Below are 26,119 nucleotides of genomic sequence, written 5' to 3' on the forward strand. Positions count from 1 at the left end.
GGGGCGCGAAGCGAACCCGGAATGACGGCTTCGCCGTCAGTCATAGACCATGATCGGCCTGACCTCGATCGAACCAACCTTGGCGGTGGGAATTCTGGCGGCAATGCCCAGCGCCTCATCGAGATCCTTGGCTTCGACCAGATAATAGCCGCCGAGCTGCTCGCGGGTCTCCGCAAACGGACCGTCCGTGGTCAACATCTTGCCGTCGCGAACGCGCACGGTTGTAGCGGCCGCAGTCATTTGCAGGGCGTCGCCGGCTTTGAAGTTGCCGCTCTGGATGATGGATTGGGTGAAGGCACGGTATTCCGCCGTCATCTTCTGGAGCTCGGAAGCGTCCATCTTTGCCTGCTCGGCTTCGTTCCGATAGATTAACAAAAGATATTGCATATCGATGTCTCCTTCTGGTCGGCTGGATTGCCGCCCCACAGTCGAACGAGCCCCCGCAAGAACGACATCGCCGGGGAGATTATTTTTGCCGATGGAGCAGCTCTTCAGGGGCAGAATTTCTGCCGCCGTTGGCCGGAGAGCCCATCATGGCCGCCGGAATTCACGACTGCTCGCCGGCTCCGGCGAGCCGCCGCTTCAATTCCCTCACTTCCTCAAAGCGCTTCGTCACGTCGCGCATCACCGCCACGGTGCCCGCGACCTCCCGCGCTTCTCCTCGCAACAGGACGATGGTGAACTCGACCGAAATCCGCCGGCCGTCCTTGGTCAGGCCGGGCACCGACAACAAATCGCCGTGCCCGTAGCGGCTCGTTCCCGTCTCCATGGTGTGCCGAAAGCCGGCCCAGTGCCGCGCCCGCAAATTTTCAGGGATGATCAGATCGAGCGACTGGCCCGTGGCTTCCGCAGCCGTGAAGCCGAATATCCGCTCCGCGCCGGGATTCCAGAACGTGATGCGCCCGTCGCGATCGGTCGCAATGATCGCGTCAGAAGCGCTGTGCAGCAGAGCTTCGCCAAGGCCGGCAGGAATGTTCATCGCTCGCATCCAGAAATCGAACCGACCGGCATCAAATGCCGCGCTGTCGCGCATGTCAAAATGACGCTGACGGAACCGGATTAACCATCGCCATCCCTTGACGCCGCGCCCCCGAGACCCCATTCGTAAGGCGTCAGTCGGCCGGACGGCCGCTCTCGCTACGGTCGAAAGGCTGCGGGGGAGGAAAGTCCGGGCTCCATCGACATGCGGTGCCGGATAACGTCCGGCGGGGGTAACCCTAGGGAAAGTGCCACAGAGAACGAACCGCTCCCCCACCCGAAAGGGAGGGGGCAGTAAGGGTGAAAAGGTGCGGTAAGAGCGCACCGCGTCTCCGGCAACGGAAACGGCATGGCAAACCCCACCGGGAGCAAAACCGAATAGGGACGGCAGTGCGGGCTGTTCGCGAAAGCGATAACGCCGCAGGGCGATGTCTGGCTCGCCGTCCGGGTAGGTTGCTCGAGGCCATGTGCGAACATGGTTCCAGAGGAATGGCCGTCACGTATCATTCGAAAGAATGGTGCCCTACAGAACCCGGCTTACAGGCTGGCTGATATCTCATAAGCGTTTTCGAGCGAAGTGGTCTTCCGGTTCGCGTAAAGAAAACGTGTCTTACTGAGGAAGAGAATGAGGGGCTCGGCGCGAACACGCCGGGCCCCTCGCCATTTTGTTTGACGTCGCGCGTAAACAATCTCAATCGCGCCCCGCCTCTCCGATCGCCTGCGCCAGCCGCGCCGGGTTGCTGAAGAACATTTCATGGCTGCCGTCGCATTCGACCAGCCGGAACAGGCCCAGCCGCTCCGACAAGCGCGGGTGCCATGGCAGGCCGTGCGGCAGGGCAATGTCCTGCCGGCAATTGACATAGGATTTGCCGATCGGCAGCTCTGAGAGTGGACGCTTCAGCGCGATCTTGTCGGTGAACGTCTTGTACGGATGCAGGTTGAGCCTGGCATAGGCCGACTTTGCCAGTTCGAGATCGGCATCGTTGATGAAGGCGTCGCGCCAGATTTCGAACGGCAGCATCACGGCGTTGTTGTTGGCAGCGGCCACAGCATCGAACAGGCCAACATAGTGCGGCGGCACCATGTCGTTGAGGCACTGCCCGTCCAAGGGCACGAAGGCATTGACGTAGACGAGGCGCTTGATCCTGTCCGTCAAACGGTCGGCGACGCCCGAGATCACCATCCCGCCATAGGAGTGGCCGACCAGCCTGACGTCGCGCAGACTGTTCGCCTCGATGTAAGTGACGACGGACGAGATCGCCTGTTCGAGGCCTGTTTTCTCGCGATCGTCATCCTTGTTGTTGCCGGCGACCGTCGGGCAATGCACGACATGGCCGCTTTTGCGAAGATGTCCGGCCACCGCTTCCATCTCGGCGCCGGTGTGCCACGCGCCGTGAACAAGAACGTAAATGTCTGACATTCCGTCTCCCCCTGATTTTCTGGAAATCAGACATTGATGGGGACGGCTATTCCCGGATGGCCGGATTCGGCCACCGTCATCGCCTGATTGCGCCAAACCTCTAGCGCTGCCGCCGGAACGCTCCCGGCGTCATGCCGAGATATCTGCGGCATTGGCGGATGAAGTGGGACGGATCGGAAAAGCCGACTCGCAGCCCGATCCCGCCAACGCTGATCCGATCGAACCGCGGCTCGCTCAGCATCCTGCGCGCCGCCGCCATGCGGCAATCGTTGAGCAGCCCGCTGAACGTCAGGCCCGCTTTGTTGAGACAGCGATGCAGGGTTCGTTCCGAGACACGCAGATGTGCGGCGACGGTCGCTGCCGTCAATCCCGGTTCGGCATAGCGCAGCCGGATGGCGCGGCCGATCTGGTCCAACAGCTTCGCGGCATCGCGTTGCTCGGAGGGCGCGGCCGGAATCTCGCTTCCGGATGCGAGCGCCAGCAGCGCTCCAAGCTGGTCAGTCAGAACCTGGGCAGGCAAGGGCCGCTCGATCGCCAGTTGCGGCGTCAACTGGCAAGCAAACGCGCTGAGCGCCGCGCCCCAGCCGGCGCGCCCGTCGATGCGCCGCCCGATGCATCGCTCCGGATCGGTGATCCAGGATTCGACCCACGCGATCGGCAGCTCCAGCGACAGCGTGTTCGAGGTCACCGGGAAGTTGAACTCGTAGCAGCGCCTGGAATCCAGCAGCACGAGATCGCCGGGTTGCAGGCGCGACGCGTGACCGTTCTGCATGGCGGTCCAGTCATTGTCGGTCTTGCATAGCAGGTAGTAGTAGTTCGACGCACTGCGCGCGAGGCTGGTTTTCCTGCGGTAGACGTGCTGCGCCGAGCCCTCGACGCGGTTGATACCGATCGTGTCGAGTTGCCCGCGCTGAACGGAGCAATCAAATCCCGACCGCACCGGCGTCGTGATGTCCATTTCAAGAAAGCACTCGCAGACGGCGCCGATCCAATAGTCGAGGCGCCGTTCCGGTTCGACCAGGCCGGTCGACCATGTCTCGATGACTGAAGTCGTTCTGGCCGCCATGGCCCTGCCCTCTGCGATCGATGTCGGCCCCGGTTGGCTAGCTTGTTGGGCGGATGGCGGGGAGTCAATCCGCCGGCAACATCCCGTGGGTTGGTAACGGGCCTACGCCACGATCTTCTGCAACAGCGCCATCAAGGCCTCGGGCGCGGTGACATTCGGCGCATGGCTGGCGTCGATCTCGTGATAGCTCCAGGCGGGATCAACCTTCGTCATCCTGGCGAACGGTCCGAAGGTGTCGGCGGGCGTGATGCGGGTGGCGTAGATGTAGCTGCGCGGCAGCGTCAGCGCGCCGCCCTGCAGCTTGAGCTTGGTCTCGAAACACTTGATCGGCATGTCGACACGGCGCGCGCTGAGCCATTCGACGTCGGCAGGCGAGGTATCCAGCGGCGTCGGGTTCGGCGGCACGCGCCAGCCATCGCCGCTCTTTGCAAGCTCCTGCATCCGCGCCCTTCCGGCCTCGTTCAAGTCGAGCAGCGACTGGCCATCCTGCGGCACGAAGGCGTCGATATAAATGAGCTGCTTGACCTTGTCGCGCGCCCGATCAGCGACACCGGTCGCGACCATGCCGCCGTAGCTGTGGCCGATCAGCACGAAGTCGCGCAGGTCCTCATACTCGATGACGGCAAGTATGTCTTCGATATGCGAATTGAGATCGATCCCCGGATGCGCCAGATGCGCGCGCTCGCCGAGGCCGCTGTAGGTCGGTGTGACCAGGCGATGCCCGGCGGCCTGCATCAAGGGATGCATCTTCTTCCAGGCCCAGCCCGCGGACCACGCACCGTGACAAACGAGGAAGGTTTTTGGAGAGGTTGCGCTCATCGGGCCATTTCCACCAGTTGTTGTTGAAGGCTTCGATTGCGATAGTACCTGCCCGGTGCCTCGTGTAAACGTCAGCACAAATTCAATGTCGTCATTCCCGGATGGTCCGAAGGACCAGACCTCAGATGCGCAATTTCGCCTCGGGGAATCTCGAGATTCTCAGGTGCGGGATTGCGCACCATAGTTGGATGCTCTGCATCGCCCCGGAATGACCGGGGAATAAAATGACGGGGGCATAAAGAGTGGACTTAACCACCTACGCGATCCTCTTGGCCGGCGCGCTCGCTGGCGGTTTTGTCTCCGGACTTTCCGGTTTCGGCACGGCGCTGATGGCGCTGGGGATCTGGCTTTATATCTTGCCGCCGGCCATTGCCGTGCCGCTGGTCCTGATCTGTTCGGTCAGTTCGCAAATCTCGACGCTGCCGTCGATGTGGAAAGTTCTCGACTTCAAGCTGGCGTGGCCGTTCGTCGCCGGCGGTCTTGTCGGCATGCCGATCGGGGCGCTGCTGGTCGCGCGCGCCGACCCGCAAAACTTCAAGCTCAGCGTCGGCGTGATGCTGCTGGTATTTCCCACTGCACTCTATTTCATCCGCAAGCCGATGGCCTTCCGCTTCGGCGGCCGGCCGGCAGACGCAGCCGTCGGATTTGCCGGCGGCATCCTCGGCGGCCTCGCCGGCCTGTCGGGCCCACTGCCGACCCTGTGGGCCAGCATCCGCGGCTGGACCAAGGACCAGCGCCGCGGCGTCTTCCAGATCTTCAACGGCAGCGTGCTCGGCGCTGCGCTCATCCTGCAGATCGCCAGCGGCTTCGTTGAATTCGACGTGTTCTGGCTGGCGATGCTGGCGCTGCCCGGCACGCTGATCGGCGCACGTCTTGGCATGCGCACCTATCACGCCCTGAACGACCGAAACTTCTACGACGTCGTGCTGGCTCTGCTGTTTCTTTCCGGGGTCGGATTGGTGTGGAGCAGCATTGCTCCGAGATAGCCGCGCATAGCCGCCATGTGCTCCGAGTAGATTGCTGTACGCCGACCTGCAAAGCGGCTAACCAATCGCGCCATGAGCTCCCCTGCTTCGCGCGAGCGCCTCGGCCTGTTGCTGGGCTTCATCGGCATGGCGATCTTCGGTGGCACGCTGCCGGCGACGCGGATCGCGGTTGCGGAAATTGATCCGATTGCACTGACCGCGCTGCGCACCGCGATCGCCGGGCTGTGCTCGCTGGCGCTCCTTCTCGTGTTACGCCGACCGCTGCCGCCCCGCGCGCTGTGGCTGCAACTGATCATTGCGATGCTTTGCGTCGCCATCCTGTTTCCCCTGTTGATGTCGATGGGCATGCAGCGGGTCGACGCCTCGCATGGCGGCGTGGTGCTGGGCGTACTGCCGATCGCCACCGCGCTGGTCGCCGTCGCCATCACCCATGAGCGGCCGCGGCCGCTGTTCTGGATCGCCTCCGTGGCCGGCGCCGCACTGGTGATCGCATTCGCATTGCGGCAAGGCGGCGGCGCGCTCGTCGCCGGAGACCTATTCCTGTTCGCATCGGTCGCCGTCGCCGCGATCGGCTACGCATTCTCCGGCCGGCTCACCTCGCAAATGCCGGGCTGGGAGGTCATAAGCTGGATTCTGGTGATTGCGCTGCCGCTGTCGATCCCGGCAGCCGTGCTGACCATGCCCGCCGATATCACTCACATCGCGCTGAAACCCTGGCTCGGGCTGCTCTACGTCGCATTGTTCTCGCAATGGATCGGGTTCTTCGCGTGGAACGCAGGGCTCGCGATGGGCGGCATCGCGCGGGTTTCGCAGATCCAGTTGCTGCAACCCTTCGTCACCTTTGCGCTCGCGGCGTTCTTCAACGGCGAGACCATCACGCTGCAGATACTGCTGTTCGCTGCTGCCGTCGTGGTGACGGTCGCCATTTCGACGCGCACGCGGGCCAAGCCGGCGCCCTCACCGCCGCAGCGAAATCGCGAGCCGCCTCAGCTCGCGGCGTCCTGATCGGTCAGGACCGGATTTTCCATAATCAGTTCGGCCCTGGTCCCGCCCGACTGGATGGCGCGAAGCAAGACTTTCGCGGTTTTCAGATGGTTGGCCTTTACGCACAGGCGGATGATCTGGCTCACCGAGACGTCGCGTACCGCGTCGTCGGACATTTTCATGGCGATCTCGAGCGCGCATTTGATCGCGGCCTGATATCGCTCGGCTTCGGCACCCTTCTCCGTTTCCGCCTTGCGGCCCTGCAGCGTCGCCACTCTCCCGGCCATGGCCCCGGCCGCGATGCAAATCTCGCGAATCCTTTGCGCCGCCGCGATATTCCCCGCGGGCTGAACGTCGGTCTCCCAGACCTCCAGCGGCCGATCCTTGCGAAACCAGCGCATCGCGCGAGCCCCCTCTCGATGCCGGAAAACATAGTCCGCCATCGATCGGGTTCGCAACGATACGGCTCTCACTCCGCCGCCGAAATGCGGCTGAACTCGGTGGCCTGCAGCTCGAACAGCCCGCGATAGATGCCGCCGGGCCGCGCCGCCAGCGCCGCATGCGTCCCCTGCTCGACGATCTCGCCGCGGTCGAACACCAGGATGCGGTCGAGGCTGCGCACCGTCGACAACCGGTGCGCGATCACGATCGAGGTGCGCCCCTTCATCAGCCGCTCCATCGCCTGCTGGATCAGGCCCTCTGACTCTGAATCGAGGCTGGAGGTTGCCTCGTCCAGGATCAGCACCGGCGCGTCCGCCAGGAACGCGCGTGCCAGCGCGACGCGCTGCCGTTCGCCGCCCGACAGCTTGACGCCGCGCTCGCCGACCAGCGTGCCATAGCCCTTCGGCAGCCGCAGGATGAAGTCATGCGCGTTGGCGAGCCGCGCCGCCTGCTCGATCGCAGCCATGCTGGCGCCGGGCCGGCCATAGGCGATGTTCTCGGCCAGCGTACGGTGAAACAGGATAGGCTCCTGCTGCACGATCGCGATCTGGCTGCGTAGCGATTGTTGCGTGGCTTTCGCGACATCCTGACCGTCGATCAGGATTTTCCCGCCGCCAATATCGTAGAGCCGTTGCACCAGCTTGACGAAGGTGGTCTTGCCGGAGCCGGAGCGGCCGACCAGGCCAACCCGTTCGCCGGCGCGGATCTCCACCGACAGTCCGTCATACAGCGGCGCGCGGTGGCCGCCGTAATGGAACGTCACGTCGTCGAACACGATGCGGCCGCCCTGGATGTCGATCGGCTTTGCATCCGGCGCATCGGCGATGCCGATCGGCTCGTCGTGAATCGCGACCAGCTCCTCCATGTCGTTGACCGAACGCTGCAGATTGTTGATGTGCATGCCGACGTCACGCAGATAAGCATGAATGATGTAGTAGCTGGTCAGCACATAGGTGACGTCGCCCGGCGTGGCGCGGCCGGCGATCCACAGCAGGATCGCCCCGCCGATCACCGAGCCGCGAAAGCACAACAGCACCGCGAGTTGCGCCGTCGAGGTGTAGTTATAGCGGTACCACGTCCGACGCACGCGCGTCCGCCAGCGTCCGACGACGCCGGCCAGCCGTGCATCCTCGCGCGCTTCCGCGCCGAAGGACTTTACCACCGCGTTGCACGTCAAGGCATCTGCCAGCGTGCCGCCGACCTTGGTGTCCCAGGCATTGGAGACGCGCGCGGCGGGTGCGATGTAGTTCACCGAGAACGCCATCGTCATCGAGACATAGATCACGGTTCCGACCGCAATGACCGCACCTAACACCGGCCAGTGCAGCCCGAGCAGGATCATCGAGCCGACCAGCACCAATAGCGACGGCAGCAGCGCCATCAAGATGGTGTCGTTGAGCAGGTCGAGCGCCCACATGCCACGCGTGATCTTGCGCACGGTCGAGCCGGCAAACGAGTTGGCGTGCCAGTCGGTCGAGAAGCGCTGCACGCGCGCGAAAGCGTCGCGCGACACGTCTGACATGGTCGTGAGCGTGAACGGCACGATCGCCTGCAGGCCGGTCAGGCGCAGGATCATCGATATGAGGCCGAGCGCGACGATCCAGCCGAAGGCTGCGAACGCAGCCTGGCGCGCGCCCGGGTCGGAGGCGCCCAGCGTCAGCGCATCGACCAGCCGGCCCGAGAAGATCGGCATGAACAGGTCGGCCGCGGTTGCTCCCAGAAGGCCGCCGGTTACGACGGCGGCGCGGCCGGGCTGCTGCAGCCAGTGGCGGAACACGAACGGGATCACCACGCGTATCGCCGCGGGACGTTTGTCTGTTTGAACGGTCATGGCATCATCCGGCTGCGCGAAAGGCGCAAACCGGCTCCATTTTGGGTTTGACGCGCGGGCGGCCTCGGGCCGAACGCATGCGTCGTTGAAAACTGTCGTTAAGTCGTTGGGAAGTTTGGAAAGATCGGGCGTCAGGCCCGATCAGGGCCGGCGGAGATCGCGCTCAGCGACGCGACCGAAAAACCAGCACGAGCACCGGACGCGAGGCCGCGATCTGCGAATACATCGAAATCATGCAAATCTCCCCGGTTCGAGCGGCAATGCGCAGCTTATAAATGCGTCGCGGGTGATTTGCAACATGACAAGGGCGTGAACAGCGTTGTCTCGCCGCTTTTAATGTGCGTCGCCGCCGAGCACCGCTGCTGAAGGCTTTTCCAGAACCATCACCAGCAGGCTCAGGGCGAAATAGAACACCGCCAGCATGAAGAAGGCGTCGCCATAGCCCATCACGACGGCCTGACGGTGCACGATCTGCGACAATTGCTTCAGCGCCATCAGCGCGGAATCGCCCATGCCCTGCAGGCGCTGGGTGAACATGTTGAGGGTATCGACCGCGGCGGCGTTGCCCCAGGTGACGCGGTCGTGCAGACGCGAGATATGGAGGTCGGTGCGCCCGTTCAGCACCTGGTTGATGACGGCGAGGCCCACCGCACCGCCGAGATTGCGCGTCAGGTTGAACAGGCCCGAGGCGTTCTTCACCCGCTCCGGCGCCAGCGTGCCGAGCGCGATCGTGTTGGTCGGCACTATCACCAGCATCAAGCCGGTTCCGCGCAAAATCTGCGGCAGCAGCAATTCGTAGAAATCATACTCTTTCGTCATCCAGGTCATCTGGTACGAGCCGAGCGCGAACAGCACCAGACCGATCGCGATCAGGTAGCGCACGTCGTATTTCGCCATCAGCCGCCCCACGATCGGGGCCATGAGGAACATGGCGATACCAGAGACGAACATGGTCTCACCGATCATCATCGGGCTGTAGCCGCGCACTTCGGCGAGGTAACGCGGATACATGTAGGTGAGCCCGTAAAGGCCGATGCCGACGCAGAACGAGATCAGGCAGCAGAGGCTGAAATTGCGGTCGGCGAAGGTCCTGAGATCGACGATCGGCTCTCGCACGCTGAGCACGCGCCAGAAGAAGGCGATCGCCGAGATCGCACAGATCGCCGCGCACACCGCAACCGAGGTGTCTTCCAGCCATTGCGACTGCGGTCCCTCTTCCAGCACATATTCGAGCGTGCCGAGGAAGCCGGCCATGAACAGCAGGCCCCACCAGTCGAAATGCTCGAGCAGCGCGAAATTCGGCTTGTCAAAATCGCACAGCGCCCACACACCGATGGTGATGCCGATGCCGGGAACGATGTTGATGAAGAACAGCCAGTGCCACGACATCGTGTCTGTAATGAAACCACCGACCGTCGGCCCGATCGTCGGCGCCAGTGTCGCGACCAGGCCGATGATCGGAGCGACGATATGGATTTTCGAACGCGGGAACACCGTATAAGCGGATGCGAACACGGTCGGGATCATGCCCGCGCCCAAAAACCCCTGGATCGCGCGCCACACGATCATCTGCTCGATTGTCGAGGCAAAACCGCAGAACAAGCTTGCGACGGTGAAGCCGGAAGCGGAAATCGCAAACAGCAAACGTGTGCCGAACGCGCGCGACAGGAAGCCGGATAGTGGGATCGCGATCACCTCGGCGATCAGGTACGAGGTCTGCACCCACGACACTTCGCTGGAGCTGGCCGAAAGGCCGGCTTGTATCTGCTGCAGCGACGCCGAGACAACCTGGATGTCCAGGATCGACATGAACATCCCGAACACCATGAAGAGAAACGCAAGCAGCCGCCGCGGCGGGATGCGCTCGTCGACTGCTGTGTTCATCAGCGAGGGCGATGCGGTGGTGGCGTCGGCCATGATCAACTCGGCACAGGCGCCGGGCGTTTCGCCCGGAGCTCGAGGAAATAAATTACTGCGGTTGAACCGTCGCGGGCGCGTCGAGGTCGGCTTCGCTGTCCGCGTCGGCCGCGCCCTCGCGGGTGTCGACGGTCACATAGACGGACATGCCGGCGCGCAGCAGGTTCTGCTTCGCAACTTCCTTCGGCACGCGAATGCGAACCGGGAGCCGCTGAACGATCTTGGTGAAGTTGCCGGTGGCGTTGTCCGGCGGCAGCAGCGTGAACACCGATCCTGCCGCGGGTGAAATGCTGTCGACGACGCCGGCGAATTTGCGATGGCCGTACGCATCCACCGATATTTTTACGGGTTGGCCGGGACGGATGCGCTTGAGCTGGGTTTCCTTGTAGTTGGCGTCGATGAAGACATCGTTGAGCGGCACCACATTGGCGAGCCGCTGCCCGGCCTGGATGAAATCGCCGGCATTGACGAGCCGATTGGAGAAGGTGCCGTCGACGGGCGCGCGCACCGAGGTAAAGGCAAGGTCGCGCTCCGCCTTGGCAAGCTGGCTCTGCAACTCCACGAGCTGCGCGCGCGCCTCGGCCTGCTGCGCCTTCGTCACCTCGACATTGTCGCGCGCGGCGTCATAGGCCGCCTGCGCCGATTTCACCGCGGCGAGGCTCTGGTCGCGGCCAGCTTCGGAGACCTCGAAGGCGGCGCGTGAGGCGAAGCCCTTGGTGCTCAGCGTCTGCTGGCGATCGAAGTCGAGGCCCGCGCGCTTCATTGCCGCTTCTGCGGAAGCGAGCTGCGCCCTGGTCTGCTCGACGGCGCTTTGGAGCGCCGTGACCTGACGGCCGATGCGGTCGATGGTGGCCTGCTGAGTCGCGATCTTGCTGCGCGCGGCTTCCACCGCGATGCGATAGTCGCCGTCGTCGATCCTGAAGATCACGTCGCCGGCGCGAACGAGCGAATTGTCGCGAGGCAGGATAGCCGCGACATGGCCCGATACCCGAGCGCCCAGCGTGGTGTTGTTGGCGCGAACGTAAGCGTCGTCCGTCGAGACATAGAAGCGCCCGACGAGGACGAAGTAGACTCCATAAGCGGCGGCAGCGAGCGCGAGCAAGCCGAGCACGCCGATCATGACGAACTTGCGCTTGCCCGGTTTCGCCGCCGATACATCGACAGACGCCACGGCCGGCTTTTCAGTTGCGGGAACGCCGGGCGGCTCCGCGGGATGACGCCTGGTTTCCTCCGCGACGTAAGTCCGCAACTGATCGGCGAGCTGAGAGCTGGCCTCAGGCTCGGCTTCGTCCTGAGCCCCGTCCGGTTCGGCGCGAACGACGCGTGCGGCCTGGTCTCTCGCTGCGGCCATTAACGAGGCCTCCCCATTTCAAAATGTCGCGAGGCATGAGGCCACGAAACCGGCCGCATTGGCGCCCTTAATTCCAAAGTATTTTTGACCGAACGGTTCGGTCAAGCTAGATTGCTATTATGCCGACCATAAAGCGAGAGAGACTTCTTGCCATATCGCGGGTTGAGTTCTTGTGCGAGAAGATAAACCAATGGTTGCATCCAGAGCAAGCACGCTTCATCCGTTAGGCGAGGAGGAGAGTTCGAAGCGCCGCCAGATTTTGGACGGCGCGCGACAGGTGTTCTTGGATCTGGGCTTTGATGGGGCCAGCATGAACGAGATCGCACGGTCGGCCGGCGTCTCAAAAGGCACGCTTTATGTTTACTTCGCCGACAAGAGCCGGCTGTTCGAGGCCATCGTCGAGGACGATGCGCTCGAAAAAAGCAAGATCGCGTACAATCTCGATCCCAAACGCGATGTCGAAACCACGCTGCGCGAATTCGGCCGAACCTATATCGGTTCGATCTGCCGGCCGGGCGGCGGTTCGTCGATCCGCACGGTAATGGCAATCGCCGAACGGATGCCGGAGGTCGGACGCCAGTTCTACGAGAACGTACTGGCAAAGACGATCAACCGCCTCGCCGAGTATCTGCAGTCGCATGTCCGGTCGAACGATCTTGCGATCGACGATTGCGGCCTCGCCGCCGCGCAATTCCTGCAGATGTGCCAGGCGACGCTGTTTCTGCCGTTCGTGTTTCAGGCCGAGCCGGCGCCGTCGGCGGAGCGCATCGCGCGCGTGGTCGACAGCGCAACGCGGATGTTTCTGGCGACCTATCGGGCGAAGCCGGAGTAACTCCCTTCTTCACCTTTCCTGGTCATGGGCTAGTTCTACTGCGTCATAACTGCTCAAACCCGCGGCCTTTTGAGCGAGTACGCGATACGTCGTTGTTGCCGCCATCGCATGAAACGACGAGCGAGCCGCCCCATAATGCTGTGGCGCAGCAGCAGTTGGCAGGGAACCAGCCAAGGGGACAGGAACAAAATGATGTCCCCCGCGTCGGGAATCCCGTCAACCAAGGAGGTTCGAATGGGACTTTTCACGAAAGACATCAAAACCATGGAGGACATGTTCGTGCATGGCCTGCAGGACATCTATTATGCCGAACACCAGATCACCAAGGCTTTGCCGAAGATGATCGAGAAGGCCACCAACCGTGACCTGTCGGCCGGCCTCAAATCGCACCTCGAAGAAACCAACACCCAGATCGAGCGCCTTGAGAAGGTGTTTCAGAAGCTCGGCAAGGAACCCAAGGCGGCGGATTGTCCGGCGATCGATGGCCTGATCAAGGAGGCCGACACGATCACGGCGGAAATCGACGACAACGCCGTGCTTGACGCCGCCATCGTGGCGGGTGCGCAGGCGGTTGAGCATTACGAGATCGCGCGATACGGCACGCTCATCGCGTGGGCCGAAGAACTCGGCCATGACGACGTCGTTCGTTTCCTGACGACCAACCTCAATGAAGAGAAGGCCGCCAACACCAAGCTCAACACGGTCGCGCTCCGCAAGGGCGTCAACAAGAAGGCCGTAGCCTAGGAACCAAAGTTCCGCTGGATAGTTTATCTCCGCTCGGAGGCCGGGTTGATGTCCCTAAAGGGCGCACTTTTTTGGATGACCGGCGTTCCGCTGGCGATCATTCTGCTGCTCGCACTCTTCCTGCATCCCGGCTGACGCGTTCGTTAGCGACGCGTCAGATGCGGGGGTTTTGGCATGAGCGCCGCCGCCACACCAACCGGCGCGGGACTTCGGTGCAGCCCGCTAGAACGGCGGGAGCACGCGCGGGGTATTGATGACGACGGGTTGCCCATCCCTGACTGGTCTCTATCACAAACTGCGCGAAGCCTGGTCGGTGGAGACGGGCGGAAAGTGGCGGCCCGACAATCCCGCTGCGGGGCAATGCTCAGTGACGGCGCTGGTGGTGCAAGCCCAACTGGGCGGCGAAATTCTGAAAACCGACGTCAACGGCGCCTGGCACTTCTACAATCAGGTCGACGGGCGGCGCGTCGATTTCACGATGAGCCAGTTCGACAGCCCAATCGGGTATGATGACCAGCCAAGCAACCGGCAGGAGGCGCTCGATGACACGTCCATGAAGCAATACGAATTGCTTCTCGGACGGATTCGATCGGGTTGACTGCTTTCAGAACCTGTCGCGTCCGGGCGCGATGCAGCGTGCCAGCGATGCGTCGCAGAACCGGGACCCCTCACCGCGCGGTAGATAGTAGGCCCCGGCCCGGCGGCTTGACATTTTGTCTATTTTTGTCAAAATCGTCAAATGAGCGCCCGTACCCGCATTCTCGATGCCGCGATGCTGGTGTTTCGCCGGCACGGTTTTCGGCGCTCGTCGATCGAACAGGCGGCGGAAGCCGCCGGGCTGACGCGGCAGGCGCTCTACCATCATTTCAAATCCAAGGAAGCGCTGTTTCGCGCCGTCATCGAACGGCTGCATGAGGAGGCGCTCGCCGCCGAAATCGCCGCGGCCGGCGCCGCCGAGAAGCAAGGCGGCAGCCTCGCCGATATTCTCGTCGCATCGGTCTCCGCCAAGCTCGGACAGTTGGCCGCTTCGCTCGACGGCTCGCCCCATGTCGAGGAACTGTTCTCCGAGCATCTCCTGCAGGCGCGCGACCTCTATCAGAAATATGCCGCCGCCTATGCGGATCAGCTCGACGCGACGATCACACGCGTTTGCCGCAAGCAGGGCCTCGCTCTCAACGCCGGCATGACGACACGCGATCTTGCGCGATGCGTCGAGATGGCGGTCAACGGCGCCAAATCCGCCTACCCCGCGATGCAGCCGGCCGATGCCTTCCTGAAGGATCTGGAAATCATGTTGCGCATGCTGATCGCCGGGGCCGTCGGGTCGGCGAAGCAGCCGCGCGGGGCCAAACCGAAGCCAGCCAAAAAAACCGACAGGAAATCCGCCCGCAAACCTGGAGATCGCAGATGAGCACCATGACGATCAACGGCAAGCTCGCTCCCCTCCCCGACGATCCCGATGCGTTGCTGGTCGACGTCGTGCGCGACGCGCTCGACCTCACCGGCACCAAGCTTGTGTGCGGGGCCGGCGTCTGCGGCGCCTGCACGGTGCTGGTCGACGGCGAGCCTGCCGTGAGTTGCCTGATGCCGGCTCGATCAGCCGCGGATCAAAACGTGACCACGGTCGAAGGCATCGGCGCGGAAAAACTTCACCCGGTGCAGAAGGCCTTCATGGCGCACGACGCCCTGCAATGCGGCTTCTGCACGCCGGGCTTCATCGTCGAGGCCGCGGCGTTTCATGATTCCTGGCGGGCGGCCAAGGGAACGGCGGTGCCCTCGCGCGAGGAAATCGGCGCGGCGCTGTCGGGGCATCTCTGCCGCTGCGGCGCTTATGACGGAATCTTTCGCGCCGTGGCGGATGCCTGCGCCGGCCGCTTCGACGGCGAGGAGTTCGTTCCGCCCCGCATGGAAGCGCGCGACAAGGTGACGGGATCGGCCAAGTATACCGTCGACATCCATCATGACGGCCAGCTCGAAGGCATGATCCTGCGCTCGCCGTTCGCGCATGCGCGCATCGGTGAGCTCGACCTCACCGCCGCGCGCGCCATGCCGGGTGTGAGCGCGGCGATCTCGCTGCTCGGCGATGACCGCGTCGTTCGTTATGTCGGCCAACCGATCGCAGCGGTCGCAGCGAAGGATCGCAAGTCGGCGCTGGCCGCCATTGCCGCAATCAAGCTCGTAAGCGAACGCCTGCCCTCGGTGATCGGGCTCGATGAAGCGCGCAGGGCCGATGCGCCCGTCGTATTCGAAAAATCCACGCGCAAGAAGGCCGGCAACGTCTCCGAAGGCGCCGGTTCGCCGGCTTCCTGGAAAGGCAACATCCGCGGCCCTTCGGCGGCGTTCTCCAAGAAGCCGAAGAAGGTGCGAAGCTGGATCGACAGCGCGCGCTCCGCGAACAGCCCGCTGCTGGTGGAGGGCACCTTCCGCACCGGCACGCAACAGCATGCCTGCCTCGAGCCGCATGCGGCGGTCGCGCGTTTCGAAGGCGACCGGCTCACCGTGCATGTCTCGACGCAAGCCGTGTTTCACCTGATGGAGCTGATCGCCAAGCGCTACAAGCTCGACCACGACAAGGTGCGCGTGATTGCCGACCATGTCGGTGGCGGCTTTGGTTCGAAGGCTGCGCTTGGCGTGGAAACTACCACCGCGATCGAACTGGCACGCGAGGCCAAGGCGCCGGTGCGCGTTGCCTACGATCGGCACGAGGAGCTTTCGGTCACCGGCTATCGACCGGCGGCGGAGATGAAGATCGCACTGCTGCCGTCCGACCAGGGCGAATTGAAAGCGCTCTCGTTCACCGCTTATGCCGATACAGGAGCTGCGACCAATTCAACCATCGCGGCACTGGCGCGCCTGATTTATCCCGCGGAAGGAAAGGAGCTCGCCGATTTCGACGTCATCAGCAATTTGCCGGCAGGCGCACCCTTCCGCGGCCCGGGCGGGCCGCCGATGGCGTTTGCGCTGGAGCAGGCGATCGACGAAGCGGCGGTGCGCATGAACATCGACGCGATCGCGCTTCGCAAACGCTGGGATCCCGATCCCAACCGCCAGCGGCTCTACGATTGGGCTTCGAGCCTCGAGGTCTGGCGCGACCGCAAACCGATCTCCGCGCAAAGCGGCCGCTATCGCCGCGGCGTCGGCGTCGCCACCGGCTACTGGCTCTATCTGTGGCAACCTGGCTCGAAGGTCGAAGTAGCTGTGAAGGGCGGACGCCTGATCGCGAGTACCGCGACGCAGGATATCGGCACCGGCACCCGCACCGTGATAGCCAATACGCTCGCACGCGAGTTCGGGCTGGAGCCGCATGAGGTCGAGGTCCGGATCGGCGATTCAAAGCTGCCGGAAGGGCCGGGCTCCGGCGGCAGCCGTGTCACGGCTTCGGTGATCCCGCCGATGCTGCTCGCCATCGAGCAGTTGAAAGCCGCGATCCAGCAGAACGCAAAGCGGCAGCCGGTCCCCGGCTCCAACGCGCCATGGCGCGAAATGCTCGCAGCGTCACCCGACCTCGCCGCTTCCGGTGTGCGGCCGGAAGACTCCAGGCAGATGGCGCCGGGCATCCAGTCGCCGCTCAAGCAGGCCGGCTTCATGGGTTGGATCTTCGGCTGGATGATGCGGCGCTTCTCCAATCTTGCGATCGGTGCCGGCGTGCCGAGCTCGGTGCAGGTTGTCGAAGTCGAAATCGATACCTGGCTCGGCCATGTCAGCGTCGTCAACGTTCACACCGGCATCGCGGTCGGCAAGATCGTGGCGCCGGCGCTGGCGCGAAGCCAGGCCACCGGCGCGGTCATTCAGGGCATCGGCTACGCGCTCTATGAAGCACGCGAGGTCGATTCCCGCACCGGCGATGTGCTCAGCGGCGGCATGGAGGACTATCGCATTCCCGGCATTGCGGACACGCCCATGATCGACGTGCATTTCGACCAGCGCGGATTCGATCACGTGCTCGGCGGCAGTGTCGGCATCGGCGAGGTCGCAACCGTGCCGACTTCGCCCGCGGTCGCCAATGCCATTCACCACGCGACAGGCGTTCGGCTGACCGAGTTGCCGATCCGCCCCGACCGTCTCGTCGCCGCGCTCAAAGGGAGGGTCGCCGCATGACAGCATCAGCCATGACTTCGACGCAACCCGGCGAATTCCGCGCCGCCGGCACCGACCTCTCCGAGCGGCGCCGCAGCGGCGTCTCGACGGGGCCGTTGATCGATATTGCCGCCGCACCCGACATGATTGGGATGCATTGGGGTGCCGACGGAAGTGTGCGCCTCGGCGCCTTCACCACCATTGCCGCCATCGCCGCCGATGCACGCCTCGCCGCGGCGTATCCGGGCATCGCCGCATCCGCGCAAGGGTTGGCGACGCCGCAGGTCCGTCATCTCGCCACCCTCGGCGGCAATCTCGCGCAACGTTCGCGCTGCTGGTATTTTCGAAATCCGCACATCGCCTGTCTCAGGAAGGGCGGACCGGATTGTCCCGCGCGGTCCGGCAATCATCTCTACCACGTCGCGTTCGACCTCGGCCCCTGCGTGGCGCCGCACCCCTCGACGATGGCCGCGGCACTGCTTGCCTATGATGCGAAAGTGATGACCGACCAACGGAGCTCCCTGACGATCGGCGAGCTCCTCGGCGACGGCCGCAACGGCGGCTCCGACAACGCGCTGCTGCCTGACGAGATGATCAAGAGCGTCGAGCTTCCTTCACCGCTACAAGCCGAGCGCGCGCTCTACAAGCGCGCGATCAGCCGCACCCATGCCGAATGGCCGCTGGTCGAAGCCTGCGCCCGCGCCGTGGTGAAGGACGGCACGTTTCAGTTCGTCCGCCTGGCCGCCGGCGGCATCGCTCCGGTGCCGCTGCGACTTGCGGCAGCGGAAGCGGCGTTGCAGGGCAAGGACGCCAACGCAGCGAATATCGCTAGCGCCGCCGAGCAGGCGACGGCGGGCGCGAAGCCGTTGCCGATGACGGGCTACAAGCTCGACCTGCTGAAGGGAGTGGTGCGGGATTTGCTGGAGGAGATTGCAGAGTGAGGTGGAGATCTCGTAGATGGGTTGAGCCCTTGCGAAACCCATCACCTGAGGAACGGCATTGATGGGTATCGCTTCGCTCCACCCATCCTACGCGTTGGGCAATTCGCTCAACGCTAATGATCTTCGTACTCGTCTTCCTCGTTGACCTTGCTATTGGACTTCAACGTGCGCGGCCAGGATTTCTTGCTGGCGAGCGAGCCTGTCGAATACGGGTCACGTGATGCGTAGGGGTTACGCTGGGCGCGCGCGGCGACCTGTTCGCCCGATACGGCGGCGGGCTGACAGATGGTGCGGCGGGAGGGACGGCGCATCAGGTCGACGTGAATGTGATCCTCGTGGTGGGAGTTGGAGCCCGGCGCCAGCACGGTGTTGAACTGCTGACAGGCGGCCGCCTGTACGTCGCGCAGAAAACCCTGCTCTTCCGGTACGCCGCGCCAGCCGCCCTTGACCGTGATGCGCCTGCCGTCGGCGAGCGTGAAGGCTGCGATGTCGAGCGCATTGCCGAACGCGTGCTCGGAAATATGCGCATGCGGATTGCCGTTCATGCCGCGGCAGGAATAAGCGGAGATCTGCTTGATCTCGACGACGCGCACGCCGAACCAGCGCATCGCCGCCGGCTGCACGGAATCGGTAAGCCAGCGGTCGAGCGCGGAGACGATCGGACAGGCCAGCGTCGCCGCCGGCTTCATCGAGACCTGACCGAAGGCACTGACGGAATTGCCTTGCGCGGGACCGAGCCGCGGCGCAGCCGGCGATGGCGAATGGGATGGCGGCGGATACGGCGCAGAAGACGGCGCGGTGTAACGGTCGCGCGGTGGATAGGATGGTGGCACCGCATAACCGCCGTCGCGCGACGTCGGCACGCCTTCGGGCGGCAGATCGATATCATCCTGCTGCGAAGCGACACCCGGCGCGGAGAGCGAGATCGGACCGTTCGACGGCGCGGCATAGTTCGGCTGGCGCGGCACCGGATTCGGATAGTTTCCTGAATGGCTCCCAGAATAGTTTCCAGAATAGCTGCCTAAAGAGTTCCCAGAATAGTCCCCTTGGGGCGGAGCCGCCGCCGGGGCGCGCGCGATCGGCCAGCGCGGCTGATTGCCGATATTGGCGGGCGGCCGCAGGCTTTGGTCGGCAAAGCCGAAAGAGGTGATGTTTTCGCCGAGCGCCGCCACTTTCAGCGGATATTCCGCGCCGCACACGCCGGGACCGGAGATCGGATCGATCCGGACCAGGTCGGGGGTCTCCTTGACCGCGCCAGACTTCAGGCAAGCGATCTCGGCCTCGGTACGCCACGGTTCGCGCTCGGCGGACTGAAAAAATCCGCGGCCACAACCCGCAAGCGAGACGAGGACGAAGGAGCCGACGAGGTACAAACGAACTCCGCGCGTCATCCCGCGCACGTTCAACCAATTTATTTAAAGACTCTTCAACATGTTGAATTAACGAATTTTTGACCACGTTGCGGGGGTGTCGGCCGTCGAAAGTCCGCGGATGGACAGCGGCGCTGACTTTTTGGGCCGGGAACGCTTTGCTAACCTTAAGTGTTAGGTGCGGGCAGACGTGAACCCAGGGAGCCTTCCCAATGGATTTCGTAAGTCCTCTCGTCAGCCGACTTGGCGTTGTAACCGCGTATGTTGCAATTGCTTTCGTCGGCGCGATTGTGCTTGGCGTGTTCTAGACTACCCGTCCAGACAATGGACCCGAACGCCCGGTGACCAAGTCACCGGGCGTTTTTCGCGAGCCATTCATGAGCGCGGCTCGGCGGACACCATCGCCAGACTGTCGGCGCGGCGCGTGATGCGGCTCCAATTGTTGCCGGAGCAGTAGAAGCGGAGAAGCGCGCAGGCCTCGACGCGAAGCGTATCGACCCCCTTCATCGACAGCGTGCCGTAATACGTTTCGCCGCTGTCCTGGCTGTAGACGCCGCCGGCCCATTGCCTTTCCGTCTTCGGCTTCATGTTGATCAGAATAGCCTCACCCTTCTCGTTCGACGAAGAATTGAGCACATAGCCGCACAGCGCGCTGCCGCATTTTCCGATCCGCACCCTTCCCTTGCCCTCCGTCTGCCAGTCGCCGATCGGCGAATCCGATGGCCCTTCCTCGGCCTGACGCGAGACGCGTTCAGCCTGTAGCGCAGGCTGCACAGTTTCGACCGATTTCGCAGGTGGTGGGGGCGGCGGCAACGGAATCGACGTCTGCTGGGCCGGCGGGGGCGCAGGCGGCGGAGTGGGCCGAGGCGGCGGCGCCGCGACGATTTGCGTCATCGATGCGGCCGGGGTGTAGACGGCCGGCGGCGGCGCGCCGACGATGGTCTTGGGGGCCGCCGCAGGCAGCGCAGGCGGCGAAACCGTCTGTGGTGCAGGCTTCGCCGGCACGACCCCATCGCGATCATCGTCATGGCGGTCGCGTTTGTGGCGCCAGTTGAGGCTTCTGGAAACCGACATCGAGGCACAGGACGTCGAACGGCAATACCTAGAGGATTCGATGTGCACCCGATGGCCGCCGATCTTGAATGAAATCGCGCCGGCATGGGCTGAAGAACCAAGCAGCATCAGCACGGCGAGAAAACAAAGCTGTTTCATCGAAGCCTCCCGCGGGTGATCGCGGAAAACTAAGCGCGGGGAACTTCGGCTGGATGTGATTTGAATCACCGAGCCGCTTCGGTGTTGCCCGGCGCTTCGTGACCTGCATCACAGAGCGGGCCCCTGCGCCCGCGTAGTCTGTCCACATTCACCGCCACCCGCTCATGGCCGCTCAGGAGGCTCTCATGAAGAAGCTGTACATCCTCGCCGCATTGTTGATGGCAACCACCTCGGCGCATGCGGGCGGCATTACCCTCCAGATCAACGGCGAGCGTATTCGTGTCGAATCGCCGCGCAACTGCAACGCCATTTCCTGCATCAAGATTACCGCGCCCGGCTATAACGGGACGCTCGGCAACATCGACCTCAAGGGCTTGGGCTCGAAGAGCAAGGACGACGACGAGGTCGTCGCGACCGCGCCGGCGGCCAAATTCGCGGCACCCGCCCCGGTCCAGGCCGCCGCGCCACAGCCTGCCGCTCCCGCGGCAACACCTGCAACACCTGCGCCCGCTCAAACCACCGTCGCGGCCGCAACACCGGCGCAAGCCGAAGTCGCACCGCCCGCTCCGCCTCCGCCAGCTCCGGTCGCCGCCGCGCCTGCACCGCAGCCGACCGCGGCCGCATCGCCCGCTGCCGACTCGCCGATCGGCGTCTGGGCGACGGAAGAGAACAAGGGCAACGTGCGCATCGAGCAATGCGGCGCCAATCTGTGCGGCTATTCCGTCAACACCGGCGAAAGGATCCTGATCAACATGAAGCCGCAGGGCAGCAAGTGGACCGGCCGGATTCACGATCCCGACAGCGGCCGCAACTACGACTCGACGATAGCGCTGAAGGGCGCCAGCTCATTGCGCGTCCAGGGCTGCGCCTTCGGCGGCATGTTCTGCGGAGGCCAGACCTGGAAACGTGTGAGCTGACTACCAATCGCTAACCACTCGTCATTTCCCGAACGCGGTGCACCACGCAGTGGTGCACGGCAGAGCCGGGGTCCACTATCTGCCGAGGCCTGGGGTCCCGGTTCTGCGAGGCAGCGCTGGCGTGTCGCGCCCGGGACACGAATTAGCGGAACAACCGAAGCAGATTTTGAAGAAAGCCTACACGCTGGGCTTTGGGCACCTCGACAGGCTGCACCGACATCGGCAACCCTACGCCTTCTACACCATTCGCCGCTGCCAGCGCGATCGGCCCGACATTTTCCAGAAACGCGCGCTCATAGCCGCGCGACAGCCGTTCGATGGCTTCCGCGAGCGGCAGCCAGTCCACCGCCTTCACGTCGCGCATCGGTATGCGCGTGGGCAGATCATCCGCCTCCATGCGCCAGTAATGCACCACCTTGGCGCCGCCGCGCGATTCATAGGCCAGCGTGCCCAGAAACTCATGCACGGCAACGTCGTGCCCGGTTTCTTCCATCACCTCGCGTTCGGCAGCAGCGCGCGGCGTCTCGCCGTCGTCGAGCTTGCCCTTCGGCAAGACCCATTCATTGCGCTTGCGCAGGCGCACCACGGCAATCAGCGGCGGCTCCGCCTGCCGCAGCACGATTCCTCCTGCGGCCATGACAGGCGCTCTCGCCATCGATCTCTTCCCGCGTTTTCGCGACTGCGACCGCGAGCATATAGAGGCAATAGCCCGGAGAATCGAGTTTAAACCTGCGGCTTTCGCAACAGTCGTTCGCCGGCGCTGATGCGCCCGCCCTCCGCGACGTTGTCGCAAAATTCGAAGTTCTCCGGCGCCAGCACGATGATGGTCGAGCCGTGCTCGAACCAGCCGAGCTCGTCGCCCTTGCGTACCTCCGCATCGCAGGGAAAGACCATCGGTCCCCTGCTCTGCGCATTGAGCGTGCGATCCAGGAAATGCAGCCGGATGCTGGCCACCAGAATGGCCGCGACCGGCACCAGGGTCAGTGCCTCGCCGGACGGCAGGCGTGCCTGCAGCACCGCCCGCTCGTTCTTGCAGAACAGACGCTCGACCCGCTTCAGCGCAATCGGATTGACGTTCCAGACGTCGCCATGAATGAACGTCACCTTCTCGATCCGGCAATCATACGGCGCATGAAAGCGGTGATACATGCTGGACGTCAGCCTGAGCGTCAGGAAGCGGCCGTTGCGATGGCTTTCCACCAGCGCGGGATCGCCGAGCAAATCCAGCAGCGAATAAGGCGCACCCTTGATCTGGAACAGCTCCCCATCGGCGATCTTGCCGAACGCGCCGATGATGCCGTCGGAAGGACTGGCCACGACAGACGGATCGGGATCTGCCGGCCGCAGCCCCGGGCGCAGCTCGCGCGTAAAACAATCGTGCAGGCTCTTGAATTCGGTCTTCCTCGCTTCCGAAAGATCGAGATCGGAAAACAGCCGCCAGCAGCCAATCGAGGCATCGCGCACGAGCGGATTTTCGATTTTGCTGAACCAGCCCATGAAGCGGGTCAGCGCCGCCCGCGGCACCCGGTTGGTCAGGAGGAAGTTGAGGTCTTCCTGCTGGGTGAAGCGGGCGATCAGGCGCCGGATTGTCATCAATCTGTCAGCAGGATTGGCTAGCGCTTCAGGCATGGATTCGTCCCTTCCGATTCTCTCGCTGTCCGCCGCTGCGGTCGCTAGCGCCGCGGCAGTGTTCCCCAAATTGCAAGCGCGGCTGGCGCTGTCGCGCGCAAAGCACCGCTCGCTGACCGGGCATTCCAAGATGTCCAAAATGGTCGCGCGGCTGGTGCCGCATTACGAATTCGACATCAACGATTTCTTCGCTTCCGACGGCGCGCCCAGCGATGTCGCCCTGCAGCGGCAGGACGCCTTCTTCCGGCTCGCCTGCCTCTATGAGGAGCGCTACGCCAAGGGCCGGCAGATGACGGCCGAGGCCGCGACGCACATCTCCGACCTGCAGTTTACGGAAACCTACCGCGTGCCGTTCCAGTACAGCCGGCTGGTGCGCGAAAATCTCGGCACCAGCGCCTTCATGCAGTCTTCCGCCGGCGTCACCGTCACCGATGTCGACGGCAACATCTTCTACGACCTGACCGGCTCCTACGGCGTCAACATTTTCGGCAACGACTTCTACAAGGAGTGCATCACGGAAGCCGAAAAACGCGCCCGCGCGCTGGGCCCTGTGCTCGGCCCCTATCACCCCGTCATCACCGACAACGTCCGCCGGCTGTGCGAGATTTCCGGCCTCGACGAAGTCTCGTTCCACATGTCCGGCACCGAAGCCGTCATGCAGGCGGTGCGACTGGCGCGCTATCACACCAAACGCTCGCATCTGGTCCGTTTCGCTGGCGCCTATCACGGCTGGTGGGGCGACGTGCAACCGGGCGTCGGCAATCCGGTATCGCCGCACGAGACCTATACGCTGGCCGATATGTCGGAGCGCACGCTGCATGTGCTGCGAACGCGCAAGGACATTGCCTGCGTGCTGGTCAATCCCTTGCAGGCACTGCATCCGAACGCCAACGCGCCGGGCGATTCCGCACTCGTCGACAGTTCGCGAAAAGGCGCGTTCGATCGTGCGGCCTATACCGAGTGGCTGAAGAAATTGCGCGAGGTCTGCACCGAGCGCGGCATCGTGCTGATCTTCGACGAAGTCTTTGTCGGCTTCCGCCTCGCCGCCGGCGGCGCCCAGGAATATTTCGGCGTCCGCGCCGATATGGTGACCTACGGCAAGAGCCTCGCCGGCGGCCTCCCCGTCGGCGTGGTCTGCGGCGCTAAGAACTTGATGCGGCGCTTCCGCGACGATCGCCCCGCCGACGTCTGCTTTGCCCGCGGCACCTTCAATTCGCACCCCTACGTGATGACGGCGATGGACGAATTCCTCAGCCGTCTCGCCAGCCCGAACTTCAATGCCGTCTACCAGGGACTCGAGGAGACCTGGAACGGCCGCGCCAAGGTGCTGAACGAGCGGCTGGCCGCGCAGGATCTGCCGGTCCGCGTCAGCAACATCTCCTCGATCTGGATGGTGCAATACACCGAGCCATCCCGCTATAACTGGATGCTGCAATACTACTTGCGCGCCGAAGGGCTGGCGCTGAGCTGGGTCGGCACCGGCCGGTTGATTTTCAGCCTCAACTACACGGATGCGGATTTCAATGAAGTCGCCGACCGCTTTGTTACGGCGGCCGAGAAGATGAAGCGCGAAGGCTGGTGGTGGCGTGACGCTTCGCTGACCAACAAGGATATCAAGCGGCGGATTTTGAAAGAGATGCTGCGGAAGCGGTTTGGGCGCTAACGGCGTTCGCGCTCTTCTATTTAGCGTCATAGCCCTGGCTGGCTCCCGTCATTGCGAGGAGTGAAGCCACGAAGCAATCCATCTGTCCCCGCGCGGAGAGATGGATTGCTTCCGCCTTCGCTAAAGCTACGGCGGACGAGTCGCTTCGCTCGCAATGACGACCTCACAATTGCTGTCTTAGTTCGTCTGACGTTCAAGACGCAGATGGCCGGGACAAGCCCGGCCATGACGCCTCACTGGATCAAGCCGCAACAATCACGCGTGCTTGACGTGCTTCTCCAGACCCGGATCGATCAGCTCGCCCTTCATGAGAGCCAGCGGTGCCTTGTAGTACAGCTTCAGGTCGCTGAAGGGGTCGGTGAGGATCTTGGTCATCCAGACCAAACCGGTCTCGACGTCGCGGATGAAGAACAGGTGCACGGTGCGGAACAACAGCCCGCCGATGCCGACCGCAAGCCAGATCTTGGCGACCTGCCGCATGAAGTCCGCAGACGACGTCCAGGGCGTGAACAGGCCGAACAAGGTCGGGTCGAGATACAACACCAGCGGCGACAGCGACCAGATCGTCATCAGCACGACCTTGCGCTGCAGATTGTAGCCGACCTTGATCTCTTCCTTGTGCTCGTGGGTCGCCTGGTTGACGTGGTCATAGCCGCGCGGCTCGAAGAAGAAGTGGCCGGCCTGCCGCGTCGTCATCGAGACCAGCCAGCCGACCAGCGCCGACACGACGGGATCGAAGAACAGCATCGCGTAGGCGAACAGGAAGCTCGCCGCGCTGACGAAGTGCAGCGACTGGTTGATGCGGCTGTGGTGATAGTAGCGATGGTCGTCCCAGCGCTGGGTACGCAGTTCCTGCAGAAAGTTCTTGATCATGTTCTCCCCCAAATTCCGATGGGATCGGGTCTACTGAGATTCGATGTCCGGCATGTGACATCATGATA

At 63.5% G+C, this 26,119-nt stretch carries 24 protein-coding genes and 1 other RNA gene; 11 read left to right on the forward strand and 14 right to left on the reverse strand.

Annotated features, from left to right (window positions below; translation table 11 throughout):
* Positions 1–36: 36 nt before the first annotated feature.
* Positions 37–387 (reverse strand): YciI family protein, encoded by a 351-nt coding sequence (locus CQ13_RS33350; RefSeq protein WP_057847018.1) that lies wholly within the window; start codon positions 385–387, stop codon positions 37–39.
* A 160-nt stretch (positions 388–547) separates the two neighbouring features.
* Positions 548–979, reverse strand: a complete 432-nt coding sequence (locus CQ13_RS33355) for a PAS domain S-box protein (RefSeq protein WP_057847088.1) — start codon at positions 977–979, stop codon at positions 548–550.
* 133 nt (positions 980–1,112) lie between these two features.
* On the opposite strand from CQ13_RS33355, the gene rnpB reads away from it, so the two are divergent.
* An RNA gene (rnpB, locus tag CQ13_RS33580) (RNase P RNA component class A) lies at positions 1,113–1,534 on the forward strand.
* Between the two features lie 135 nt (positions 1,535–1,669).
* Here rnpB and CQ13_RS33360 read toward each other — a convergent pair.
* The 3 genes from CQ13_RS33360 to CQ13_RS33370 form a co-directional block, all read right to left on the reverse strand.
* Complete coding sequence (locus CQ13_RS33360; protein WP_057847019.1) at positions 1,670–2,398, reverse strand: alpha/beta hydrolase; 729 nt, start codon at positions 2,396–2,398, stop codon at positions 1,670–1,672.
* A 100-nt stretch (positions 2,399–2,498) separates the two neighbouring features.
* The gene (locus CQ13_RS33365) at positions 2,499–3,464 is read right to left on the reverse strand and encodes a helix-turn-helix transcriptional regulator (protein WP_057847020.1); all 966 of its coding nucleotides are present in this window, start codon (positions 3,462–3,464) and stop codon (positions 2,499–2,501) included.
* Positions 3,465–3,566: 102 nt separating this feature from the next.
* Positions 3,567–4,283 (reverse strand): alpha/beta fold hydrolase, encoded by a 717-nt coding sequence (locus CQ13_RS33370; RefSeq protein WP_057847021.1) that lies wholly within the window; start codon positions 4,281–4,283, stop codon positions 3,567–3,569.
* A 242-nt stretch (positions 4,284–4,525) separates the two neighbouring features.
* On the opposite strand from CQ13_RS33370, the gene CQ13_RS33375 reads away from it, so the two are divergent.
* Positions 4,526–5,269 carry a sulfite exporter TauE/SafE family protein gene (locus tag CQ13_RS33375; protein ID WP_057847022.1) on the forward strand — a complete coding sequence of 248 codons (744 nt, stop codon included), beginning with the start codon at positions 4,526–4,528 and terminating at the stop codon, positions 5,267–5,269.
* 72 nt (positions 5,270–5,341) lie between these two features.
* On the forward strand, positions 5,342–6,274 hold the full coding sequence (locus tag CQ13_RS33380) for a DMT family transporter (RefSeq protein ID WP_063800208.1): 933 nt from the start codon (positions 5,342–5,344) through the stop codon (positions 6,272–6,274).
* Here CQ13_RS33380 and CQ13_RS33385 read toward each other — a convergent pair.
* From CQ13_RS33385 to CQ13_RS33400, 4 genes are all read right to left on the reverse strand, one after another.
* On the reverse strand, positions 6,256–6,696 hold the full coding sequence (locus tag CQ13_RS33385; RefSeq protein ID WP_197427522.1) for a hypothetical protein: 441 nt from the start codon (positions 6,694–6,696) through the stop codon (positions 6,256–6,258). The genes CQ13_RS33380 and CQ13_RS33385 overlap by 19 nt on opposite strands.
* A gap of 26 nt (positions 6,697–6,722) precedes the next feature.
* Positions 6,723–8,525, reverse strand: coding sequence for an ABC transporter ATP-binding protein (locus CQ13_RS33390; protein ID WP_057847024.1), 1,803 nt, complete (start codon positions 8,523–8,525; stop codon positions 6,723–6,725).
* A 333-nt stretch (positions 8,526–8,858) separates the two neighbouring features.
* Entirely contained in the window at positions 8,859–10,442 is a 1,584-nt protein-coding gene (locus CQ13_RS33395; protein WP_057847025.1) for a DHA2 family efflux MFS transporter permease subunit, read from the reverse strand.
* Between the two features lie 52 nt (positions 10,443–10,494).
* Entirely contained in the window at positions 10,495–11,793 is a 1,299-nt protein-coding gene (locus CQ13_RS33400) for an HlyD family secretion protein (RefSeq protein ID WP_057847026.1), read from the reverse strand.
* A gap of 190 nt (positions 11,794–11,983) precedes the next feature.
* On the opposite strand from CQ13_RS33400, the gene CQ13_RS33405 reads away from it, so the two are divergent.
* The 6 genes from CQ13_RS33405 (at position 11,984) to CQ13_RS33430 (ending at position 18,387) form a co-directional block, all read left to right on the forward strand.
* Positions 11,984–12,625: a TetR/AcrR family transcriptional regulator gene (locus tag CQ13_RS33405; protein WP_057847027.1), complete on the forward strand. Its 642-nt coding sequence runs from the start codon at positions 11,984–11,986 to the stop codon at positions 12,623–12,625.
* Between the two features lie 234 nt (positions 12,626–12,859).
* Complete coding sequence (locus CQ13_RS33410; RefSeq protein ID WP_057847028.1) at positions 12,860–13,369, forward strand: YciE/YciF ferroxidase family protein; 510 nt, start codon at positions 12,860–12,862, stop codon at positions 13,367–13,369.
* A 253-nt stretch (positions 13,370–13,622) separates the two neighbouring features.
* Positions 13,623–13,967, forward strand: a complete 345-nt coding sequence (locus CQ13_RS33415; protein ID WP_057847029.1) for a YunG family protein — start codon at positions 13,623–13,625, stop codon at positions 13,965–13,967.
* A 141-nt stretch (positions 13,968–14,108) separates the two neighbouring features.
* Complete coding sequence (locus tag CQ13_RS33420; protein ID WP_082637784.1) at positions 14,109–14,780, forward strand: TetR/AcrR family transcriptional regulator; 672 nt, start codon at positions 14,109–14,111, stop codon at positions 14,778–14,780.
* Positions 14,777–17,467, forward strand: a complete 2,691-nt coding sequence (locus CQ13_RS33425) for a molybdopterin-dependent oxidoreductase (protein WP_057847030.1) — start codon at positions 14,777–14,779, stop codon at positions 17,465–17,467. Before CQ13_RS33420 ends, CQ13_RS33425 begins: the two co-directional genes overlap by 4 nt.
* Entirely contained in the window at positions 17,464–18,387 is a 924-nt protein-coding gene (locus CQ13_RS33430; protein ID WP_057847031.1) for an FAD binding domain-containing protein, read from the forward strand. The genes CQ13_RS33425 and CQ13_RS33430 overlap by 4 nt, the downstream gene beginning before the upstream one ends.
* A gap of 113 nt (positions 18,388–18,500) precedes the next feature.
* Here the strand turns inward: CQ13_RS33430 and CQ13_RS33435 are convergent, their stop codons facing one another.
* Together CQ13_RS33435 and CQ13_RS33440 are read right to left on the reverse strand one after the other, a co-directional pair.
* The gene (locus CQ13_RS33435; protein ID WP_057847032.1) at positions 18,501–19,778 is read right to left on the reverse strand and encodes an extensin-like domain-containing protein; all 1,278 of its coding nucleotides are present in this window, start codon (positions 19,776–19,778) and stop codon (positions 18,501–18,503) included.
* Between the two features lie 354 nt (positions 19,779–20,132).
* Positions 20,133–20,969: a DUF2147 domain-containing protein gene (locus CQ13_RS33440; RefSeq protein WP_057847033.1), complete on the reverse strand. Its 837-nt coding sequence runs from the start codon at positions 20,967–20,969 to the stop codon at positions 20,133–20,135.
* 185 nt (positions 20,970–21,154) lie between these two features.
* On the opposite strand from CQ13_RS33440, the gene CQ13_RS33445 reads away from it, so the two are divergent.
* Entirely contained in the window at positions 21,155–21,886 is a 732-nt protein-coding gene (locus CQ13_RS33445) for a DUF2147 domain-containing protein (RefSeq protein WP_057847089.1), read from the forward strand.
* A 142-nt stretch (positions 21,887–22,028) separates the two neighbouring features.
* Here CQ13_RS33445 and CQ13_RS33450 read toward each other — a convergent pair whose 3' ends face one another.
* Complete coding sequence (locus CQ13_RS33450) at positions 22,029–22,541, reverse strand: NUDIX domain-containing protein (protein ID WP_082637785.1); 513 nt, start codon at positions 22,539–22,541, stop codon at positions 22,029–22,031.
* A gap of 68 nt (positions 22,542–22,609) precedes the next feature.
* Positions 22,610–23,479 carry an archaetidylserine decarboxylase gene (gene asd, locus CQ13_RS33455; protein WP_057847034.1) on the reverse strand — a complete coding sequence of 290 codons (870 nt, stop codon included), beginning with the start codon at positions 23,477–23,479 and terminating at the stop codon, positions 22,610–22,612.
* A 34-nt stretch (positions 23,480–23,513) separates the two neighbouring features.
* Here asd and CQ13_RS33460 point away from each other — a divergent pair, with 34 nt between their 5' ends.
* A complete protein-coding gene (locus CQ13_RS33460) occupies positions 23,514–25,178 on the forward strand; it encodes an aminotransferase class III-fold pyridoxal phosphate-dependent enzyme (RefSeq protein WP_057847035.1) in 1,665 nt (554 codons plus the stop codon).
* Between the two features lie 255 nt (positions 25,179–25,433).
* On the opposite strand, the gene CQ13_RS33465 is transcribed toward CQ13_RS33460, so the two are convergent.
* A complete protein-coding gene (locus tag CQ13_RS33465; RefSeq protein WP_057847036.1) occupies positions 25,434–26,051 on the reverse strand; it encodes a hypothetical protein in 618 nt (205 codons plus the stop codon).
* Between the last annotated feature and the right edge of the window lie 68 nt (positions 26,052–26,119).

Source organism: Bradyrhizobium retamae, from assembly GCF_001440415.1.
GTDB lineage: Bacteria > Pseudomonadota > Alphaproteobacteria > Rhizobiales > Xanthobacteraceae > Bradyrhizobium > Bradyrhizobium retamae.

Bases quoted from the DNA above. Each gene is read 5' to 3' on its own strand.
- CQ13_RS33400 (WP_057847026.1), bottom strand. From the start codon at position 11,793: ATGGCCGCAGCGAGAGACCAGGCCGCACGCGTCGTTCGCGCCGAACCG.
- CQ13_RS33440 (WP_057847033.1), bottom strand. From the start codon at position 20,969: ATGAAACAGCTTTGTTTTCTCGCCGTGCTGATGCTGCTTGGTTCTTCA.
- CQ13_RS33465 (WP_057847036.1), bottom strand. From the start codon at position 26,051: ATGATCAAGAACTTTCTGCAGGAACTGCGTACCCAGCGCTGGGACGAC.
- CQ13_RS33435 (WP_057847032.1), bottom strand. From the start codon at position 19,778: ATGACGCGCGGAGTTCGTTTGTACCTCGTCGGCTCCTTCGTCCTCGTC.
- CQ13_RS33355 (WP_057847088.1), bottom strand. From the start codon at position 979: ATGAACATTCCTGCCGGCCTTGGCGAAGCTCTGCTGCACAGCGCTTCT.
- CQ13_RS33450 (WP_082637785.1), bottom strand. From the start codon at position 22,541: ATGGCGAGAGCGCCTGTCATGGCCGCAGGAGGAATCGTGCTGCGGCAG.
- CQ13_RS33395 (WP_057847025.1), bottom strand. From the start codon at position 10,442: ATGGCCGACGCCACCACCGCATCGCCCTCGCTGATGAACACAGCAGTC.
- CQ13_RS33365 (WP_057847020.1), bottom strand. From the start codon at position 3,464: ATGGCGGCCAGAACGACTTCAGTCATCGAGACATGGTCGACCGGCCTG.
- CQ13_RS33370 (WP_057847021.1), bottom strand. From the start codon at position 4,283: ATGAGCGCAACCTCTCCAAAAACCTTCCTCGTTTGTCACGGTGCGTGG.
- asd (WP_057847034.1), bottom strand. From the start codon at position 23,479: ATGACAATCCGGCGCCTGATCGCCCGCTTCACCCAGCAGGAAGACCTC.
- CQ13_RS33410 (WP_057847028.1), top strand. From the start codon at position 12,860: ATGGGACTTTTCACGAAAGACATCAAAACCATGGAGGACATGTTCGTG.
- CQ13_RS33385 (WP_197427522.1), bottom strand. From the start codon at position 6,696: ATGGCGGACTATGTTTTCCGGCATCGAGAGGGGGCTCGCGCGATGCGC.
- CQ13_RS33460 (WP_057847035.1), top strand. From the start codon at position 23,514: ATGGATTCGTCCCTTCCGATTCTCTCGCTGTCCGCCGCTGCGGTCGCT.
- CQ13_RS33420 (WP_082637784.1), top strand. From the start codon at position 14,109: ATGAGCGCCCGTACCCGCATTCTCGATGCCGCGATGCTGGTGTTTCGC.
- CQ13_RS33445 (WP_057847089.1), top strand. From the start codon at position 21,155: ATGAAGAAGCTGTACATCCTCGCCGCATTGTTGATGGCAACCACCTCG.
- CQ13_RS33390 (WP_057847024.1), bottom strand. From the start codon at position 8,525: ATGACCGTTCAAACAGACAAACGTCCCGCGGCGATACGCGTGGTGATC.
- CQ13_RS33425 (WP_057847030.1), top strand. From the start codon at position 14,777: ATGAGCACCATGACGATCAACGGCAAGCTCGCTCCCCTCCCCGACGAT.
- CQ13_RS33350 (WP_057847018.1), bottom strand. From the start codon at position 387: ATGCAATATCTTTTGTTAATCTATCGGAACGAAGCCGAGCAGGCAAAG.
- CQ13_RS33415 (WP_057847029.1), top strand. From the start codon at position 13,623: ATGACGACGGGTTGCCCATCCCTGACTGGTCTCTATCACAAACTGCGC.
- CQ13_RS33360 (WP_057847019.1), bottom strand. From the start codon at position 2,398: ATGTCAGACATTTACGTTCTTGTTCACGGCGCGTGGCACACCGGCGCC.
- CQ13_RS33405 (WP_057847027.1), top strand. From the start codon at position 11,984: ATGGTTGCATCCAGAGCAAGCACGCTTCATCCGTTAGGCGAGGAGGAG.
- CQ13_RS33380 (WP_063800208.1), top strand. From the start codon at position 5,342: ATGAGCTCCCCTGCTTCGCGCGAGCGCCTCGGCCTGTTGCTGGGCTTC.
- CQ13_RS33430 (WP_057847031.1), top strand. From the start codon at position 17,464: ATGACAGCATCAGCCATGACTTCGACGCAACCCGGCGAATTCCGCGCC.